General features: G+C 59.5%; 15 protein-coding genes. 11 read left to right on the forward strand and 4 right to left on the reverse strand.

The window, feature by feature from the left end:
- The first annotated feature begins 323 nt into the window (after window positions 1-323).
- Genes ACYBHZ_RS07250 through purU form a run of 7 tightly spaced genes read left to right on the forward strand, consistent with a single transcriptional unit; the run spans window position 324 to window position 9,058 of the window.
- Complete coding sequence (locus tag ACYBHZ_RS07250) at window positions 324-1,577, forward strand: sarcosine oxidase subunit beta family protein (RefSeq protein WP_460273587.1); 1,254 nt, start codon at window positions 324-326, stop codon at window positions 1,575-1,577.
- 22 nt (window positions 1,578-1,599) lie between these two features.
- Window positions 1,600-1,905: a sarcosine oxidase subunit delta gene (locus ACYBHZ_RS07255; protein WP_460273588.1), complete on the forward strand. Its 306-nt coding sequence runs from the start codon at window positions 1,600-1,602 to the stop codon at window positions 1,903-1,905.
- On the forward strand, window positions 1,902-4,895 hold the full coding sequence (locus tag ACYBHZ_RS07260) for a sarcosine oxidase subunit alpha (protein ID WP_460273589.1): 2,994 nt from the start codon (window positions 1,902-1,904) through the stop codon (window positions 4,893-4,895). Before ACYBHZ_RS07255 ends, ACYBHZ_RS07260 begins: the two co-directional genes overlap by 4 nt.
- A gap of 10 nt (window positions 4,896-4,905) precedes the next feature.
- Entirely contained in the window at window positions 4,906-5,448 is a 543-nt protein-coding gene (locus tag ACYBHZ_RS07265; RefSeq protein WP_460273590.1) for a sarcosine oxidase subunit gamma, read from the forward strand.
- Between the two features lie 35 nt (window positions 5,449-5,483).
- The gene (gene glyA, locus ACYBHZ_RS07270) at window positions 5,484-6,758 is read left to right on the forward strand and encodes a serine hydroxymethyltransferase (protein WP_460273591.1); all 1,275 of its coding nucleotides are present in this window, start codon (window positions 5,484-5,486) and stop codon (window positions 6,756-6,758) included.
- Window positions 6,758-8,167, forward strand: coding sequence for an L-serine ammonia-lyase (locus ACYBHZ_RS07275; protein ID WP_460273592.1), 1,410 nt, complete (start codon window positions 6,758-6,760; stop codon window positions 8,165-8,167). The genes glyA and ACYBHZ_RS07275 overlap by 1 nt, the downstream gene beginning before the upstream one ends.
- A gap of 6 nt (window positions 8,168-8,173) precedes the next feature.
- The gene (gene purU / locus ACYBHZ_RS07280; RefSeq protein ID WP_460273593.1) at window positions 8,174-9,058 is read left to right on the forward strand and encodes a formyltetrahydrofolate deformylase; all 885 of its coding nucleotides are present in this window, start codon (window positions 8,174-8,176) and stop codon (window positions 9,056-9,058) included.
- Between the two features lie 199 nt (window positions 9,059-9,257).
- Here purU and choV read toward each other — a convergent pair whose 3' ends face one another.
- The 3 genes from choV to choX all read right to left on the reverse strand — a co-directional run bounded on the left by choV (window position 9,258) and on the right by choX (window position 12,136).
- Window positions 9,258-10,280, reverse strand: a complete 1,023-nt coding sequence (gene choV / locus ACYBHZ_RS07285) for a choline ABC transporter ATP-binding protein (protein ID WP_460273594.1) — start codon at window positions 10,278-10,280, stop codon at window positions 9,258-9,260.
- Entirely contained in the window at window positions 10,277-11,110 is an 834-nt protein-coding gene (gene choW, locus ACYBHZ_RS07290) for a choline ABC transporter permease subunit (protein ID WP_460273595.1), read from the reverse strand. The genes choV and choW overlap by 4 nt, the downstream gene beginning before the upstream one ends.
- Before the next feature lie 96 nt (window positions 11,111-11,206).
- On the reverse strand, window positions 11,207-12,136 hold the full coding sequence (choX, locus tag ACYBHZ_RS07295; RefSeq protein WP_460273596.1) for a choline ABC transporter substrate-binding protein: 930 nt from the start codon (window positions 12,134-12,136) through the stop codon (window positions 11,207-11,209).
- Between the two features lie 81 nt (window positions 12,137-12,217).
- Between choX and betI the strand changes: the two genes are divergently transcribed.
- The 4 genes from betI to betA are packed head-to-tail and all read left to right on the forward strand — an operon-like array spanning window position 12,218 to window position 17,482.
- Complete coding sequence (gene betI, locus ACYBHZ_RS07300) at window positions 12,218-12,805, forward strand: transcriptional regulator BetI (RefSeq protein WP_460273597.1); 588 nt, start codon at window positions 12,218-12,220, stop codon at window positions 12,803-12,805.
- Window positions 12,806-12,817: 12 nt separating this feature from the next.
- Entirely contained in the window at window positions 12,818-14,332 is a 1,515-nt protein-coding gene (gene betC / locus ACYBHZ_RS07305) for a choline-sulfatase (RefSeq protein ID WP_460273598.1), read from the forward strand.
- A 22-nt stretch (window positions 14,333-14,354) separates the two neighbouring features.
- Window positions 14,355-15,818: a betaine-aldehyde dehydrogenase gene (betB, locus tag ACYBHZ_RS07310; protein ID WP_460273599.1), complete on the forward strand. Its 1,464-nt coding sequence runs from the start codon at window positions 14,355-14,357 to the stop codon at window positions 15,816-15,818.
- Between the two features lie 14 nt (window positions 15,819-15,832).
- Window positions 15,833-17,482, forward strand: a complete 1,650-nt coding sequence (gene betA / locus ACYBHZ_RS07315; protein ID WP_460273600.1) for a choline dehydrogenase — start codon at window positions 15,833-15,835, stop codon at window positions 17,480-17,482.
- A 1-nt stretch (window position 17,483) separates the two neighbouring features.
- Here betA and ACYBHZ_RS07320 read toward each other — a convergent pair whose 3' ends face one another.
- Window positions 17,484-18,515, reverse strand: coding sequence for a GlxA family transcriptional regulator (locus tag ACYBHZ_RS07320; RefSeq protein WP_460273601.1), 1,032 nt, complete (start codon window positions 18,513-18,515; stop codon window positions 17,484-17,486).
- Between the last annotated feature and the right edge of the window lie 27 nt (window positions 18,516-18,542).

Here is an 18,542-nt window from a genome sequence, read left to right on the forward strand (position 1 = left end):
GTTTCTTTTTTCAAGACCAAGGCGCTGCCGAATGTCTACCGGCCTCGTCAATAAAAGTGAATTTTGCCACTTTCTTGGTCAGTTTTGTCTGATGGTGCACATTTGATGAGCGCGCGCAAGGTGTTTGTGCCCGTTTTTGCGGCGAAGAAACGAGAGCCACCCCGATTCGCTTGGTCAAATGCCTCTTCCTTGGGCGTTTTTTTGAGTGATTTTCGATAATTTTGCCCCCTGACGCAATTATCCGATCTGGTGTCGCAAATGTACAATCCAGTCTTTTGGGGGCGCTCTAATCTGACATTCTCACACACTTCCGCGAGGCTCTCATGACGCGCTTTAACGCCCTCTCTCTTGTGAAAAACGCCCTGACCGGCCAGAAAGGCTGGACAGAGCAATGGCCGGACAGCCAGCCCAAAGACGAATATGATGTCGTCATCGTTGGTGCGGGCGGGCACGGGCTTGGCACGGCATATTATCTGGCGAAAGAGCATGGCATTACCAATGTTGCTGTCATCGACAAGGGCTGGCTCGGCGGCGGTAACACGGGGCGCAACACCACGATCATCCGGTCAAACTACCTTTACGATGAAAGTGCCCGGATGTTCGATCACGCGGTTGATCTGTGGCAGGATCTGTCGCAAGAGCTGAACTACAACGTCATGTATTCGAACCGTGGTTGTCTCATGCTGGCGCATAACGTCCACGATGTTCAAAGCTTCAAACGCCACATTCACGCGAACCGCCTCAATGGTGTCGACAACCGCTGGCTCACCCCGGAAGAGTGCAAGGAATATTGCCCGCCGATCAACATCTCCAAGACCGCGCGTCACCCGGTGATGGGCGGCGCGTTGCAGGAGCGGGCAGGGACCGCCCGCCACGATGCTGTGGCGTGGGGCTTTGCGCGCGGCGCGGCTGAGCGCGGCGTCGACATCATTCAAAACTGTGCCGTGACCGCGATCCGACGTCACCCGGACGGTTCTGTCGCCGGTGTCGAGACCGCGAAGGGCTTTATCAAAGCCAAAAAGGTTGCCGTGTCCGCGTCCGGTCACAACTCGATGGTCATGGAAACTGCTGGCGTGCGCCTGCCACTTGAGAGCATGCCGCTTCAGGCGCTCGTGTCCGAGCCCGTCAAACCGATCTTCCCTTGTGTCGTGATGTCCAACGCCGTTCACGCCTATTGCAGCCAGTCCGACAAGGGCGAGCTGGTGATCGGCGCGGGCACCGATCAATATGTGTCTTATAGCCAACGAGGTGGCCTGCCGCTGATCGAGCATACGCTCGCGGCAATCACCGAGATTTTCCCGATCTTCAACCGGATGCGTATGCTCCGCAAATGGGGCGGGATCACCGACAACACACCGGACCGTTCGCCGATCGTCGGCAAGACCCCGGTGCAAAACCTCTACGTCAACTGCGGTTGGGGCACCGGCGGCTTCAAGGCCACGCCGGGGGCGGCGCATACGCTCGCTTGGACTGTCGCAAAAGACGAACCGCACCCGATCAACGCACCGTTCACGCTGGAGCGTTTCCGCACCGGGCGTTTGATCGACGAAGCGGCCGCTGCCGCCGTGGCGCACTAAGCGCACATAAGGAGACTGACCCATGCTGATGATCCATTGTCCTTATTGCGGCGAGACCCTGCCGGAGACGGAATACGCCTATGCGGGCGAAGCGCATATTGTGCGCGCCGAAGAGCCTTCGAAACTGACCGATGAGGAATGGGAAGAGTTCCTGTTTCTGCGCGAGAACACCAAGGGCATCCATTTTGAGCGCTGGCGCCATGTCCATGGCTGTGGCCGCTTCTTCAATGCTGTCCGCAATACGATCAGCGACAAATTCCTGACCACTTACAAAGCGGGCGAACCGCGCCCCGACATCTCCAAGTTTCTGGAGGAGCAAGACCAATGAGCACCTATCGCGTAACAGGCAAGGGGCGGATCGACCCCGCGAAGCCCGTCACCTTCACGTTCGACGGCACGCGCTACACCGGCGCACAAGGCGATACGGTGGCTTCGGCCCTTTTGGCCAATGGCGTGCATCTCATGGGCCGCTCTTTCAAATATCACCGTCCGCGTGGTCCGGTGGCGGCGGGTTCTGAAGAGCCAAACGCTCTTGTCGGCACCAAACGCGGTCCGGCGCGGTTTGAGCCGAACACCCGTGCGACAGTGCAAGAAATCTGGGACGGTCTGGAGACCACGTCGCAGAACAAATATCCGAGCCTGAAATTCGACATCGGCGCGGTGAATGACGCGGCCTATATGCTGTTTTCGGCAGGGTTCTATTACAAGACGTTCATGTGGCCGCGCAGCTTCTGGGACAAGGTCTATGAACCGTTCATCCGGGCGGCTGCCGGTCTTGGCGTCTCTCCGACCGAGGAAGATCCTGACACCTATGCCTCCCGCAACCTGCATTGTGATGTGCTGATCGTCGGCTCCGGCCCTTCGGGCCTCGCTGCGGCGCGTGCTGCTGCGGTTGATGGGCTGAGTGTCGTTGTGGTCGATGAAAATCCGGAGATGGGTGGCAGCCTTCTGTCTGAGCCGCAGGCCGTGATCAATGGCGCTTCTGCTTGGGATTGGCTCGCGTCCGAGCTGGCGGATCTCAAAGAGCTTGGCGTCAAACTCATGACCCGTTCGACCGCCATTGGCTATTACCACGAGAACCTGATCGGCGTGGTCGAAAAGCTCACTGATCACCTGCCGAGCCTGCCTGCCGATATGCCGCGCGAGCGCATGTGGCGGATCCGGGCGAAACAGGTGGTTCTGGCGCAGGGAGCGCTTGAGAAGCCGCTTGTGTTCCATGGCAACGACCGTCCGGGCGTGATGCTGGCCGGGTCTGCCCAGACCTACCTGAACCGCTACGGTGTTCTCGTCGGAAAACGTCCCGCTGTGATCACCAGTCATGACAGCGCGTGGTATGCTGCCTTCGATATGGCGGATGCGGGCGCGAAGGTTGTGGCGATCTGCGACACGCGGGCCTCTGTGGCGCCGGAGTTGATTGATGGTGCGAAAAAACGCGCCATCACCGTCAAGCTGTCCCATACGGTGACCGCAACCAAAGGCCGGTTGCGCGTGAGCTCTGTGCGGGTGAACCCTGTGACGGGGGACACTGTTGGAGCGGGAGAGATGCTGTCTTGCGATGCGCTCCTGATGTCCGGCGGCTGGACGCCGTCTCTGCACCTCTTCTCGCACACCAAAGGCTCGCTCGCTTGGGACGATGATCGCACGACCTTCCTGCCGAATGAGACACCGGAAGACTGCCTGATCGCGGGGGCTTCGCGCGGGCTTTGGGGCATCGAGGCCGTGATGGCCGATGGAGCCGCGAAAGGTCGCGAAGTGGCGGAGCTTCTGGGCAAAGCGGCGACCGATGTCACTTATGAGGTGGCTGAGGATCGTCCGGGCACGGGCCAGTCGCACAAAGAACTGCCGACGGATCGCGATCCGGGCAAGGCGAAGGCCTTCGTGGATTATCAGAACGACGTGACCGCCAAAGACCTGCGTCTTGCGGTGCGCGAAGGGATGCGGTCCATCGAGCACGTCAAACGATATACGACCAACGGCATGGCGACCGATCAGGGCAAAATGTCCAACATCAACGGTTTGAACATCGCCGCCGATGCGCTTGGGAAAAAGCAGCCTCAGGTTGGTCTGACCACCTTCCGCCCGCCTTATACGCCGACCACCTTCGGGGCGTTCGTGGGCTATGAAAAAGGTAGCCATTTCGAAGTGACCCGCAAGACGCCGATTGATGCTTGGGCCGAAGCCCAAGGCGCGGTGTTCGAGCCGGTCTCGCAATGGCGCCGGGCATGGTATTTCCCGAAAACCGGCGAAACCATGGATCAGGCCGTGGCCCGTGAATGCAAGGCGACGCGTGAAAGCGTTGGCATTTTCGATGCCTCCACTCTGGGCAAGATCGAAGTGGTCGGCCCGGATGCGGTGGAATTCATGAACCGCATGTATACCAACCCTTGGACGAAACTTGCGCCGGGCCGCTGCCGCTACGGGCTTTTGCTTGGTGACGATGGGTACATCCGCGACGATGGTGTGATCGGGCGGATGGCCGAGGATCGCTTCCACGTCACCACCACCACGGGCGGCGCTGCGCGGGTCTTGAACACGATGGAGGATTACCTCCAGACCGAATGGCCTGATCTCAACGTCTGGCTGACGTCGACCACCGAACAGTGGAGCACGATTGCTTTGAACGGCCCGAACGCTGGCAAATTGCTCGCGCCGCTGGTCGAGGGTGTCGATCTGACGGAAGAAGCCTTCCCGCATATGTCATGCGTGGAATGCACCGTCGCTGGGATGCCTGCGCGCCTGTTCCGGGTGAGCTTCACGGGCGAGATCGGCTTTGAGGTCAACGTGCCGACGCCGATGGGCCAGAAGCTTTGGGACATCCTCTGGGACGCTGGTCAAGAGTATGGGATCACGCCCTACGGCACCGAGACCATGCACGTTCTGCGCGCGGAGAAGGGCTATATCATCGTCGGTCAGGACACCGATGGCACGGTGACGCCCTATGATGCGGGGCTTGGCTGGGCGGTCGCGAAGAAGAAGAAGGACTTCGTCGGCATGCGCGGTCTGGCGCGGCCCGATCTTGTGGCCGAAGGGCGCAAGCAGCTCGTTGGTCTTCTTACCGAGGATCGCAGCAAGTTGGAGGAGGGCGCGCAGATCGTGTTCGACCCGAAACAAGCTATCCCGATGACGATGCGCGGCCATGTGACCTCGTCTTATGACACCGGCACCACCGGGCGTCCGATTGCCTTTGCCTTGATCGAAGGCGGTCACAGCAAGATGGGCGAGACGGTCTACATCCCGATGGAAGACCGGACGATTGCCGCGAAAATCACCAGCACCGTGTTCGTCGATCCCGAGAACACCCGCCTGAAACTGAACTGAGGAGAGAGCCATGAGTGATACGCTTTCCACCCGCCCGCACGGGCTGCTCTGCGGCACATCTGCGGCACAGGTCTCTCTGAGCACGCCGCCTGCGCGTCTCAACCTGCGGGTCCGCGACAACGTCGCCGAGCTTGGTCAGGAATTGGGGTTGGAGCTTCCGGGCCCCATCGGCCAGCGCGCCAAGTCCGGTGAGTTCGAAGTGCTGTGCGTCGGCCCGGATGAATGGGTGATTGTGGGGGCGGAGACCGCCACCCTGATCGAGAAATCCCGAGCTTCAAGCCTGCCGCACAGCCTTGTCGATATTTCCGGGCGTGAAATCACCTTTACCATCGAAGGGCCGGGGGCGACCGATCTGATGTCCATCGGCAGCCCGCGCGATCCCGCCAGCATCAAGGTGGGCGAAGGTCGCCGGACGCTGTTTGGAAGTTCGACCGTTGTGCTGTGGCGTGACGCTGAGACGACCTATCGTATGGACATCTGGGCGACCTTTGCGTCCCATATGCTACACTTGCTTGACACCTGCTGCCGCGAATTGGCCGCAGAGGTCCACTAACGACCGACGTATCAACCCGCAACAGGGACATTCCAATGTATGATCTTATGACCCGGATCGGCATGGCCGATACCGAAATCGAAAGTGCAATCTCCGAAGAGCTGGACCGCCAGCAGACCCGGATCGAACTGATCGCTTCTGAGAACATCGTCTCGCCCGACGTGATGATGGCGCAGGGATCCGTTTTCACCAACAAATACGCCGAAGGTTATCCGGGCAAACGCTATTACGGCGGCTGTGCCTTTGCCGATAAGGTGGAAACTCTGGCCATCGATCGGCTCAAAGCGCTGTTCGGCGCTGAGTTCGTGAACGTCCAGCCGCATTCTGGCGCGCAGGCAAACCAAGCCGTCTTCCTCGCGCTGTTGCAACCGGGGGACCGGATCATGGGGATGTCTCTTGCCCATGGCGGGCACCTGACCCACGGCTCGCCCGTCACCATGTCCGGCAAATGGTTCGATGTGGTCTCCTATGAGGTCGATCCGGACACGCATCTGGTCGACATGGAGAAGGTCCGCGAAAAGGCGATTGAGACCCAGCCCAAGCTGATCATCGCCGGCGCGTCCGCCTATCCGCGCAAGATCGACTTTGAAGGCTTCCGCAAGATCGCCGATGAGGTCGGGGCATATCTGATGGTGGATATGGCGCATTACGCGGGGCTGATCGCGGGCGGGCAATACCCAAACCCGGTGCCGCATGCCCATGTGACGACGTCCACCACGCACAAAACCCTGCGCGGTCCGCGCGGTGGTGTCATCCTGACGAATGACGAAGCTCTGGCGAAAAAGCTGAACTCCGCCGTCTTTCCGGGCAACCAAGGCGGCCCGCTGATGCATGTGATCGCCGCAAAAGCCGTGGCTTTTGGCGAAGCGCTGCAACCCTCCTTTAAGGACTACGCCGCGCAGGTTGTCGAGAACGCCCGTGCGCTGGCCGATGTGTTGAAAGTCGGCGGTCTGGGCATCGTCTCTGGCGGCACCGACAGCCATATGGTGCTGATCGACCTGCGCCCGAAACACGTCACCGGTAAGGCGGCGGAGCAGGCGCTCGAACGGGCTGGGCTGACCTGCAATAAAAACGCCATTCCGAATGACCCGGAGAAACCTTTTGTCACTTCCGGCATCCGCGTTGGCACCTCTGCGGGGACGACCCGTGGGTTCCAAGAGGCGGAATTCGAAGAGATCGGCGGTCTTATCCTGCGGGTGATCGACGCGCTCTCGGACACTCCCGAGGGTAACCCGGACGTCGAGGCAGAAGTGCGCGAAGAGGTTCGTGCGCTCTGTGCGCGCTTCCCGATCTATCAGGCGGAAGACTGATGTTTCTCTCGGTCTTCGATGTGTTCAAGGTCGGCATCGGCCCGTCCTCGTCGCATACGATGGGGCCGATGGTTGCCGCCGCGCGGTTCCTCGACGACCTTCGCGGCGGTGTGGACCGCATTCCCGGTGCGGGCGAGCTTCATAGCTTTTCCGCGCGGCTTTACGGCTCACTTGCCTTTACCGGCAAGGGCCACGCCACCGACCGGGCGGTAATCCTCGGGCTTTGCGGATTCCGTCCGGAAACACTCGATCCTGATCTGGCAGAAGAGATTGAGGCCAAGGTGCGCGCCGAGGGCATGGTGCATCCCGAGGGGCTGCTCCCGCTGAAATTCGATCCGGCGACGGATCTTGTGTTTGACTACGGCGATCCCCTGCCGGGACACGCCAACGGCATGGTGCTCAAGGCGCATGATACCGCCGGGAACACCTATTATCAGCAGACCTATTATTCCATCGGCGGTGGCTTTGTTGTCACCGAGGCCGAGATGGAAGGACAGTTTCTGTCCCCGCCCAGCCTGCACGCCGAAAAGGAGGCGCTGAATGTGCCGTATCCTTTCGGGACGGCGCAGGAGATGCTGCACATGGGGCGCGCCTCCGGCAAGAGCATTGCGCAGATGAAACGTGCCAATGAAACCGTGTTGCAGGGGGCCGGGTTGAACCGTCAGCTCGACGCCTTGCTCGACACGATGGATGGCTGCGTCAATCGCGGTCTGGCGCAAGAGGGCATCCTGCCCGGCGGTCTGAAGGTCAAGCGCCGCGCCAAGGCGATCCATGACAAGCTGGTCGATGAGCGCGGCCATAACATCGCGCATCCGCATCAGATCAACGACTGGATCAGTGTCTATGCCATGGCGGTGAACGAGGAAAACGCTGCCGGTGGACGCGTGGTGACTTCGCCCACCAATGGCGCTGCGGGGGTGATCCCGGCTGTGCTGCGCTATTACCGCGACCATTGTGTCGGGGCCACGCGCGAAGGCTGTCGCGACATCCTTTTGGTGGCTGCGGCCATCGGTGGGCTGATCAAACACAATGCGTCCATCTCTGGCGCTGAGGTCGGTTGCCAGGGCGAGGTCGGCTCAGCCGCCGCTATGGCCGCCGCGGGTCTCTGTGCCGCTTTGGGCGGGACGAACGAACAGATTGAAAATGCTGCCGAGATCGCGCTTGAGCATCATCTGGGCATGACCTGCGACCCGGCGGCGGGGCTTGTGCAGGTGCCCTGCATCGAACGCAACGCCTTGGGCGCGATCAAGGCGGTCTCCGCCGCGTCTCTGGCGCTCAGAGGCGATGGCGACCATTTCATGCCGCTCGACAACTGCATTCAGGTGATGCTGGAGACGGGGCGCGACATGAACCTCAAATACAAAGAAACTTCAACAGGGGGCATTGCGGTCAACCTGCCGGAATGCTGAGAGATCATGACACATATCACACTGACCGTGGCCTGTAAGTCCACGCGGGGGATCGTCTCTGCGGTGAGCACCTATTTGGCGCTCAACAGCTGCAACATCCTCGACAGCTCGCAATTCAACGATGTGGAGACAGGCCGGTTCTTCATGCGGGTCACGTTTAAGTCTGAGGACGGCGTGACGCGTGAGGCGCTCAGCGTCGGGATGCAGGAAGTGGCCGCGCCCTTCGAGATGGACTACGCCTTCCACGATCCGCATGAAAAGATGAAAGTCGTGATCATGGTGAGCCGCTTTGGCCACTGTCTCAACGATCTTCTCTACCGGGCCCGGATCGGCGCGCTGCCGATCGAGATCGTATCGGTGATTTCGAACCATATGGATTATCAGAAAGTCGTCGTGAACGCCGACATTCCGTTCCATTGCATCAAGGTGACGAAAGAGAATAAGCCGAAGGCTGAAGCTGCGATCATGAAAGTGGTCGAGGAATCGGGCGCGGAACTCATCGTTCTGGCGCGCTATATGCAAATCCTCTCTGATGAGATGTGCCAGAAAATGTCTGGCCGGATCATTAACATCCACCATTCTTTCCTGCCGTCTTTCAAAGGCGCGAACCCTTATAAACAGGCGTTCGAGCGCGGTGTGAAATTGATCGGGGCGACGTCCCACTATGTGACGGCGGATCTCGATGAGGGGCCGATCATCGAACAGGACATCGTGCGCGTCACCCATGCGCAATCCGCGCCGGACTACGTGTCGCTTGGGCGCGATGTGGAAAGTCAGGTGCTGGCCCGCGCGATCCATGCGCATGTGAACCGCCGGGTGTTTATGAACGGGGACAAGACGGTCGTCTTTCCTGCGTCTCCCGGTGAATATGCTTCGGAGAGAATGGGGTGAGTACTGGTCTGGCGAAGCCAGATCAAAAGGTCCAGTGGACCTTTTGAAAGTGCGAACGCGCCCACACACTTGTGGGCGCTGGGCAGGAGGTGCGGTCTGGAGCAGTCAGCCCCTGTGCAGGGTAGGCCACCAATCCACCCCCCAAAAAACAAAACCCGCGCCAAAAGCGCGGGTTTCATCGTTTCACATCTCACCAATCTCAAGCTGACTTCTTCGCCAGTTCCTTGAGCAAGGACGCACGCGACGCCTGTCCGATCAGCTCCCCCTCACGGGTCACGCCCAGCGGCTTGTCCATCCCGGCCAGCTGCCCCATCAGTTCGATGACGGGCGTTTTTGCGTCCACGGTCTCGTCGTGATGTCCTTTGACCTCTTCCATCACGTCACCCGCAGTCAGAACGCCGAGCGGATTCATGTGATTGACGAACTCTTCGACATATTCGTCGGCAGGGTTCTCGAAGATGTCCTTGGGCGTACCGCATTGTACGATGCGGCCACCTTTCATGATCGCAATCCGGTCGCCCAGCTTGAACGCCTCATCAAGATCGTGGCTCACGAAGATGATCGTGCGTTTGAGCGTCTTTTGCAGGTCGATCAGCTCGTCCTGCAAGTGGTTGCGAATGAGCGGATCGAGGGCGGAGAAGGGTTCGTCCATCAGAAGGATCGGCGCATCAGCGGCGAAGGCGCGGGCGAGGCCCACACGTTGCTGCATGCCGCCGGAGAGTTCGGACACCTTGCTGTCAGCCCAGTTGGTGAGGTTCACCAGCGCGAGCTGCGCATCGACCTTTTTCTCGCGGACGTCAGAGGGAACTCCGGCCAGCTCAAGGCCAAGCCCGACGTTCTCGCGGACGGAGCGCCAGGGCAGGAGGCCGAATTGCTGGAACACCATGGCGACGCGCGATTGGCGCAGCTCACGCAGCGCTTTCGGGTCGGCATGGGTCACGCTGACCATCTCGGATCCGTCGCTGATCTTCACCTCGCCGCGTACCACTGGGTTCAACCCGTTGACGGCCCGCAGAAGCGTGGATTTGCCGGACCCTGAAAGGCCCATGAGGACAAGGATTTCGCCCTCTTGAACTTCCAGTGAGCAATTATGCACGCCAAGAACCTGATCGGTCGCGTTCTGCACTTCGGCGCGGTTCTTGCCCTCATCCATGAGAGGCAGGGCGGTTTCGGGGTTGTCGCCAAAGACGATGGAGACATTGTCAAAAATGACTGCGGTCATTTGCGTTCAATCCTCAAAACACGGTCGAGCATGATGGCGAGCACGACGATGACAAACCCGCTCTCAAACCCAAGCGCGGTGTTGACCTGGTTGAGTGCGCGGACGACAGGAACGCCAAGGCCATCGGCGCCAACAAGCGCGGCAACCACAACCATGGAGAGCGACAGCATGATGGTCTGGTTCAGACCAGCCATGATCTGGGGCAGGGCGAAGGGCAGTTCGACTTTCCATAGAATCTGGCGCGAAGTGCCGCCAAAGGCCTGCACGGCTTCGAGCAAAGCGGGCGGGGTCGAGCTGATGCCCAGATGCGTGAGGCGGATCGGGGCGGGCAGGACGAAGACCACGGTCGCCAGAAGACCGGGCACCATGCCGATGCCGAAGAACACGATGGCGGGGATCAGGTAGACAAAGGTCGGCAGCGTTTGCATCAGATCGAGGATCGGGCGCAGCACGCGGTAAAAGCCGGGACGGCGCGCGGCGAAGATGCCGATGGGAACGCCAAGCGCCATGCAGACGACACAGGAGGCGACGACCAGTGTCAGGCTTTCGGTGGCTTCTTCCCAATAGTCCTGATTGAGAATGAACAAGAACCCGAGCGCAACGAGAAGGCAGGCCTTCCAGTTGCGTTGCAGAGCCCAAGTGCCAGCGACGAAAACGGCGATAATCAGAAGCGGCGGTGGGGTTTGCAGGATCCACAGAACGGCGTCGATCATCCATTCCAAAACGGCGGCGAGCGCATCAAAGAACCAGCCCCCGTGATCTTGCATCCAATCGAAAAAGTCGGCGGCGACATCTCCGACCGGGATTTTATAATCCGTAATGAAGCTCATGTGATCTCCGATGGGGTGAGGCACCCCGATATGTGTGAGAAAACTTGGTAAAGGCAGGTCCGGGAGCGGCGCGCCCGGACCTGTGTTTCGTCACGATCAGAGACCGAAGGCTGCTTTGACGACCGGAAGGCCTTCTTCGCCGGAGGTGGTGGTCACGCCTTCGAGCCAGGAGGTGAGGACATCCGGGTTGGCTTTGACATAGGCAGAGACAGCATCGTCTGCGTCTTCGCCGTCATTGAGGATCGTGCCCATGATTTCGCTTTCCATCGCAACGGTGAAATCGAGATTGGTCAAGAGCTTGCCAACATTCGGGCATTCCGAGACGAAGCCCTTGCGGGTCAGCGTGTTCACGACACCTTCGCCGCCAAAGAACTCTTCGCCGCCGGTGAGGTATTTCAGGTCGAAGTTGACGTTCATCGGGTGCGGCGCCCAGCCGAGAAAGACGACGTCTTCGCCTTTGTCATAGGCGCGGCGCACTTGGCTCAGCATGCCTTGTTCGGAGCTTTCTTTGATGTCGAAGTCGCCAAGGCCGAACGTGTTGCTCTCGGTCAGGCCGATCAGATAGTCGTTGCCTTCGTTGCCGGGCTCGATGCCGTAGATGGTCTCGTCCAGCTCATCGGCGAATTTCGCGATGTCGGCATAGTCCTTGAGACCTTTCTCATAGGTATAGGCCGGAACGGCCAGCGTGTAGGCGGTGCCTTGCAGGTTCTCGTGAACGGACTCGATGGAGCCGTCTTCGATGTAGGGTTTCACGGCGCCGGCCTGTGCAGGCATCCAGTTGCCCAAGAAAACATCGGTGTCGCCACCGGAGAGGGACGCGAAGGTCACCGGAACGGAGAGCACGGAAATATCCACGTCATAACCGAGCGGTTCGAGGATTTGTTTGGCGATCGACGTGGTGGTCGTGATGTCGGTCCAGCCGACATCCGAGAAGGACACGGAGTCGCAGGGTGTTTCGGCGTTTGCCATCTGTGCGCTGAGCTGGGTGGCAGCAAAGATGGTTGCGAGGGCAGTCGTTCGTAGCATCTTGGTGGTCCCTGTTTTATTTTGATTGATGAGTTAATCAAAACGTGTTCAGTCTTGTTTGACAACCGAAAGAGGAAAGAGATGCCAAAAGTTGGAATGGAGCCGATCCGGACAACGGCGCTGATTAACGCGGTGATCGCGGAGATCGGGCAGACTGGGTCTATGGAAGTGACGGTGAGCCAGATTGCCAAACGTGCAGGCATGTCCAGCGCTCTGGCGCATCACTATTTCGGTAGCAAAACCAATATGTTCATTGCGGCAATGCGTCACATTTTGACGCAGTTCGGTGAAGAGGTTCGGGCAAATCTGCGCGGAAAAACCGATCCGAAAGAGCGCATTGAAATCATCATCCGGACGAGTTTTTCCGAGATGAATATGCATCCTGACACGGTCAGCGCATGGCTTAATTTTTACGTTTATGCCCAAAGATCGAGCGAAGTTTCACGTCTTCTTCGGGTCTATCACCGTCGTCTGAAGACGAATCTTCTGTCCGAATTGCGCCAGATGATTCCCGATCAGGCCGAGGTTGTGGCCGAAGGAATCGCCGCAATTATCGACGGGGCCTACATCCGTTTCGTGCTGTGTCATGAGCAAGAGCGTCCGAAACATCCCGAAGCGATTGCGCTTGATTACCTGCAACTCCACCTGCCGAAAGAGCAGGGCGCCTAAGGGGATCCATAAATGAACGCACAGACACCGAACATCCTCATCCTGATGGTCGATCAGTTGAACGGGACGCTCTTCCCGGACGGTCCCGTCGATTGGCTTCACGCGCCGAACCTCAAGAAACTCGCGGCCCGTTCCACCCGCTTTGCCAACAGCTACACCGGGTCGCCGCTTTGCGCGCCGGGGCGGGCGAGCTTCATGTCCGGCCAATTGCCCTCGCGCACTCGCGTGTATGACAATGCCGCCGAATTTGCTTCCGACATCCCGACCTATGCGCATCATTTGCGCCGTGCGGGCTATCAGACCTGCCTCTCCGGCAAGATGCACTTCGTCGGCCCCGACCAGTTGCATGGGTTTGAGGAACGCCTGACCACGGATATCTATCCCGCTGATTTCGGTTGGACGCCGGATTACCGCAAACCGGGTGAGCGGATCGACTGGTGGTATCACAATATGGGCTCCGTGACGGGCGCGGGTGTGGCCGAGATTTCTAACCAGATGGAATATGACGACGAGGTCGCCTATCACGCCACCCGCAAACTTCAGGACCTGTCGCGCGGCAAGGATGACCGCCCTTGGTGTCTGACCGTGAGCTTCACCCATCCGCACGATCCTTATGTTACCCGGCAAAAATATTGGGATCTGTATGAGGATTGCGAGAATCTTCTGCCCGAAGTGCCCGCGATGGCCTATGAGGACCACGACCCGCATGCGAAACGGATTTTCGATGCCAATGACTGGCGCAATTTCGACATCACGGAAGAAGACATTCGCAAATCGCGTCGCGCCTATTTCGCCAACATCTCCTATCTCGACGACAAGATCGGCGACATCCTCGACACGCTGGAGGCCACGCGCCAAGACGCGGTGATCCTCTTTGTGTCTGATCATGGCGATATGTTGGGCGAGCGCGGGCTTTGGTTCAAAATGAATTTTTTCGAGGGTTCCGCACGTGTGCCGTTGATGATCGCGTCGCCCGATCTCACGCCCGGCCTGATCGAGACGCCCGTCTCCACCATCGACGTGACGCCGACGCTTTGCGACATCGCGGGCGTGTCGATGGCGGACGTCATGCCGTGGACCGATGGCGAAAGCCTTGTGCCGCTTGCAAAGGGCGAGACACGGACTGCGCCCGTGGCGATGGAATATGCCGCCGAGGCCTCCTATGCGCCGCTCGTCGCCTTGCGTGACGGGGATTACAAATTCACCCGCTGTGCGCTCGACCCTGAACAATTGTTTGACCTCGCAAATGACCCCCATGAGTTGACCAACCTCGCAGGAGATCCGGCCCATGCGGAGACGCTCACCCGTTTGCAGGCCATGGCGGATGCACGCTGGGATCTGGCGCAATTCGATGCACAGGTCCGGGAAAGCCAAGCCCGTCGCTGGATCGTCTACGAGGCGCTCCGCAACGGCGACTATTTCCCATGGGATTACCAACCGCTGCAAAAAGCCTCCGAGCGCTACATGCGCAACCATATGGATTTGAACACCGTCGAAGACATCGCGCGTTTCCCGCGTGGCGAGTGACGAAAGCCCAAAGGAACACACCATGAGCGAGACACCCGTACAGCAACCCAAAGCCAGCCACTATATCAACGGCCGCTACGTCGAGGACACGGCAGGCGCAGAACTTAACTCGACCTATCCGGCGACGGGTGAGGTGATTGCAAAGCTCCATGCCGCGACGCCCGCTGTTGTGGAACTGGCGCTTGCCTCTGCGGATGCCGCCCGTGCGGGCTGGGCCGCGATAACCGGGACGGAGCGAGGGCGCATTCTGCGCCGTGCTGCCGAGATCATTCGGGACCGCAATCACGAGCTGTCTGTGATGGAAACCTATGACACCGGTAAGCCGTTGCAGGAAACCCTGATCGCCGATGCCGCGTCTGGTGCGGATTGCCTTGAGTATTTCGGGTCGCTTGCGGCGGGTCTGACGGGCGAACACATTCAATTGGGCGCGGATTTCGCCTATACGATCCGCGAACCTCTCGGGCTTTGCGTTGGCATTGGCGCTTGGAACTACCCGACGCAGATCGCCTGTTGGAAAGCCGGGCCTGCGCTCGCTTGTGGCAACACGATGGTGTTCAAACCCTCTGAGGTTACGCCTTTGGGTGCGCTCAAACTCGCCGAGATTCTGACCGAGGCAGGTCTGCCCGATGGCGTGTTCAATGTTGTGCAAGGTTATGGCGAAGTCGGCGGCGCTTTGGTCGAAGACGCCCGCGTGGCGAAAGTCTCGCTCACCGGCTCCGTGCCGACGGGTCGTAAAGTCTACGCTGCTGCGGCGGCGGGCATGAAACATGTCACCATGGAATTGGGCGGCAAATCGCCTCTGATCATTTTCGACGACGCCAGCATCGAGGATGCGATTTCCGCCGCGATCAATGGCAATTTCTACTCCTCCGGCCAGATTTGCTCCAACGGCACGCGGGTCTTCGTGCAAAAAGGCATTCTGCCGAAATTCCTCGACCGGTTGAAAGAGCGCACCGCCAAGGCCGTGATCGGCGATCCGCTCGACGAGGCCACGAATTTCGGCCCGATGGTGTCGCAAGGCCAACTCAACATCACGCTCAACTACATCGCCAAAGGCGTCGAAGAGGGCGCGACCCTCGTCACCGGCGGCAAGGCGCATATGAACGGCGGACTGTTCATTGAGCCGACCGTTTTCTCCGACGTGACCGACGATATGACCATCGCCCGCGAAGAGATTTTCGGGCCAGTCATGTCGGTCCTGCCGTTCGAGACCGAGGAAGAGGTCATGGCGCGCGCCAATAACACGGACTTCGGTTTGGCTGCGGGCGTCTTCACATCTGACCTGACTCGCGCGCATCGCGTCGTCAAAGCGTTTGAGGCAGGCACCTGCTGGATCAACACCTACAACCTGACCCCGATCGAGATGCCCTTTGGCGCGGTCAAATCCTCCGGCGTTGGCCGCGAGAATGGTCATGCCGCCATCGAGCATTACTCCGAGGTCAAATCCGTCTATGTCGGCCTCTCCCCGGTCGAAGCCGCATTCTAAGAGAGGCCAGAGATATGGAAGCAGATTTCGTCATCATCGGCGCGGGCAGCGCAGGCTCCGCCATGACCTATCGCCTCTCGGAAAGTGGCGCCTCCGTTCTGGTCATCGAACACGGCGGCACGGACGCCGGGCCGCTCATTCAGATGCCTGCCGCATTGTCTTATCCGATGAATATGAAGCGCTATGACTGGGGCTATCAATCGGAACCCGAGCCGCATCTCGGCGGGCGTCGGCTCGCCACCCCGCGTGGCAAGGTGATTGGCGGCTCGTCCTCGATCAACGGCATGGTCTATGTGCGCGGTCATGCCCGTGATTTTGACACTTGGGCCGAAATGGGCGCGGATGGTTGGGCCTATAAAGACGTGCTGCCCTATTACAAACGGATGGAGACCTGGCATGACGGCGGTCATGGCGGCGATCCGACCTGGCGCGGCACCGATGGGCCTTTGCATGTGACCCGTGGCCCTCGTGACAACCCGCTGTTTCAGGCGTTCGTCGATGCGGGCGCGCAGGCGGGCTATGAGGTCACCGGCGATTACAACGGCGAGAAACAAGAGGGCTTTGGTCCGATGGAACAGACGGTCTGGAAAGGCCGCCGCTGGTCCGCTGCCAACGCCTATCTCAAACCCGCACTAAAGCGGGAGAATTGCGACATCGTCAAAGGTCTCGTGGATCGGATCGAGATCGAAGAGGGGCGTGCCACGGGGGTGCGTCTTGTCGATGGTCGTGTGATCAAAGCCCGCCGCGAGGTTGTGCTCGCCGCAGGTTCGATCAACTCGCCGAAAATCCTTTTGCAATCCGGTGTTGGCCCAGCCGATGCACTCGCCGCGCTCGGCATCGAGGTCAAAGCCAACCGCAAAGGTGTGGGCAAGAACCTTCAGGATCACCTTGAGCTCTATCTGCAAATGGCGGCCTCGCAGCCGATCACGCTCTATAAACACTGGAACCTGATTTCCAAGGCCATGATCGGTGCGCAATGGCTGTTTACGAAAAAAGGTCTGGGCGCGTCGAACCAATTCGAAAGTGCGGCCTTTATTCGCTCGAAAGCCGGTATCGAATACCCTGATATTCAATACCATTTCCTTCCCATCGCCGTGCGTTACGACGGTCAGGCAGCGGCCGAAGGTCACGGGTTTCAGGCCCATGTTGGCCCGATGCGCTCACCCTCTCGGGGCGAGGTTACCCTGCGTTCGAAAGACCCGCGCGAGGCGCCGAAAATCCTGTTCAATTACATGTCGCATGAGAAGGATTGGGAGGATTTCCGCACCTGTATCCGTCTCACCCGCGAGATTTTCGCGCAGGACGCGTTCAAACCCTATGTGAAGCATGAAATTCAGCCCGGCGATGCGATCCAGAGCGATGACGAGCTGAACGGCTTCATCAAAGAGCATGTGGAAAGCGCCTATCATCCCTGCGGCACCTGTCGCATGGGTCGCGCGGATGATCCGATGGCCGTAGTGGACCCGAAAAACCGGGTGATCGGTGTAGAAGGATTGCGACTGGCCGACAGTTCGATCTTCCCGCAGGTCACCAATGGCAACCTGAACGGGCCCTCGATCATGACCGGCGAAAAAGCCTCGGACAACATCCTCGGCAATGACCCGCTTCCGGCGTCGAACGCAGAGCCTTGGATCAACCCGCGTTGGGAAACCGCTCAACGATAAATCAGATCGCGATCCCCTGAGACAGTTGCCGAAAACTGTTGGGGGTCGCGCCATAGCGTTTGCGGAAACTGCGCCCAAGATGCGAGCTGTCGCAGAACCCCGTATCCATCGCCACCTGTGCAATCGGCTTGTCGGTCATTTTGAGCAGGTGGTGCGCAAACCCCAGACGAATGTTCAGGAACACTTCCTGCGGAGAGGCGTCCAGCGCGGCGCGGAAATGCCGCTCGATCTGGCGTTTGCTATGTCCCATGCGTTTCGCGACCTCGTGGATCGGGATCGGCGTGTCGATATTTTGCTGCATGATCAGCAGGGCACGGCGCACCAGCGGATCTTTCGTTTTGAATTCCATCGTCACGCCGGGCTGCGGCACATGGCCTTCGAGCGCGTCGTCGATGATCATAATATGCAGACTTTTCGAGGCCTGCGCGCGTCCGATATGTTTGTCGACCAAATAGGCCGCCAGATGCGCGGAACTCACACCGCCGGAACAGGTGATACGGTCCCCATCGACCACGAAAATCTGGTCTGAGACCGGATTGAGACCTTCGAATTGTTCGAGAAAATCAGCATGATGGAACCAGCTCACACAGCAACGGCGGTCTCTCAAGAGCCCCGCTTGGTGCAGGAAAAACGCCCCTGTGCAAACCCCGATAAGCGGCACGCCAAGTGCTGCGGCCTGTTGTAGATAGCGCGAATAGGCCGGGCCGAGATCGGGCGTTTCATCGACCAGCCCGCCAACCACGACGATGTAGTCGAAACGCGACGGATCGCCGAGGCGCTCTTTCGGCTGCACCGTAACGCCGCAGCTTGAAACCACCCCATCCATATTGTCCGACAGGACACTCCAGTGACACAGGATCGGACGGCTGCGATCACCTTCATCGGCTGCGAGGCGCAGAACGTCGACGAAATTCGCGAAGGCGCAGAGCGTAAACCGTTTGGCGAGTATGAAGCCGACGGAAAGGCGTTGGCCTTCTGGTCTGGGCGGTCTGGCGCGCAGGGCGGCGGGGGTCTGGGGGCTTGGCTGTGCCATCTGTCTCAGCAGTCATCTTTTGGTGTC

This window comes from Celeribacter sp. ULVN23_4, from assembly GCF_054788345.1.

Coding starts and splice junctions, on each gene's coding strand:
- ACYBHZ_RS07250 (WP_460273587.1), top strand. CDS start 324: ATGACGCGCTTTAACGCCCTCTCTCTTGTGAAAAACGCCCTGACCGGC.
- ACYBHZ_RS07255 (WP_460273588.1), top strand. CDS start 1,600: ATGCTGATGATCCATTGTCCTTATTGCGGCGAGACCCTGCCGGAGACG.
- ACYBHZ_RS07260 (WP_460273589.1), top strand. CDS start 1,902: ATGAGCACCTATCGCGTAACAGGCAAGGGGCGGATCGACCCCGCGAAG.
- ACYBHZ_RS07265 (WP_460273590.1), top strand. CDS start 4,906: ATGAGTGATACGCTTTCCACCCGCCCGCACGGGCTGCTCTGCGGCACA.
- glyA (WP_460273591.1), top strand. CDS start 5,484: ATGTATGATCTTATGACCCGGATCGGCATGGCCGATACCGAAATCGAA.
- ACYBHZ_RS07275 (WP_460273592.1), top strand. CDS start 6,758: ATGTTTCTCTCGGTCTTCGATGTGTTCAAGGTCGGCATCGGCCCGTCC.
- purU (WP_460273593.1), top strand. CDS start 8,174: ATGACACATATCACACTGACCGTGGCCTGTAAGTCCACGCGGGGGATC.
- choV (WP_460273594.1), bottom strand. CDS start 10,280: ATGACCGCAGTCATTTTTGACAATGTCTCCATCGTCTTTGGCGACAAC.
- choW (WP_460273595.1), bottom strand. CDS start 11,110: ATGAGCTTCATTACGGATTATAAAATCCCGGTCGGAGATGTCGCCGCC.
- choX (WP_460273596.1), bottom strand. CDS start 12,136: ATGCTACGAACGACTGCCCTCGCAACCATCTTTGCTGCCACCCAGCTC.
- betI (WP_460273597.1), top strand. CDS start 12,218: ATGCCAAAAGTTGGAATGGAGCCGATCCGGACAACGGCGCTGATTAAC.
- betC (WP_460273598.1), top strand. CDS start 12,818: ATGAACGCACAGACACCGAACATCCTCATCCTGATGGTCGATCAGTTG.
- betB (WP_460273599.1), top strand. CDS start 14,355: ATGAGCGAGACACCCGTACAGCAACCCAAAGCCAGCCACTATATCAAC.
- betA (WP_460273600.1), top strand. CDS start 15,833: ATGGAAGCAGATTTCGTCATCATCGGCGCGGGCAGCGCAGGCTCCGCC.
- ACYBHZ_RS07320 (WP_460273601.1), bottom strand. CDS start 18,515: ATGGCACAGCCAAGCCCCCAGACCCCCGCCGCCCTGCGCGCCAGACCG.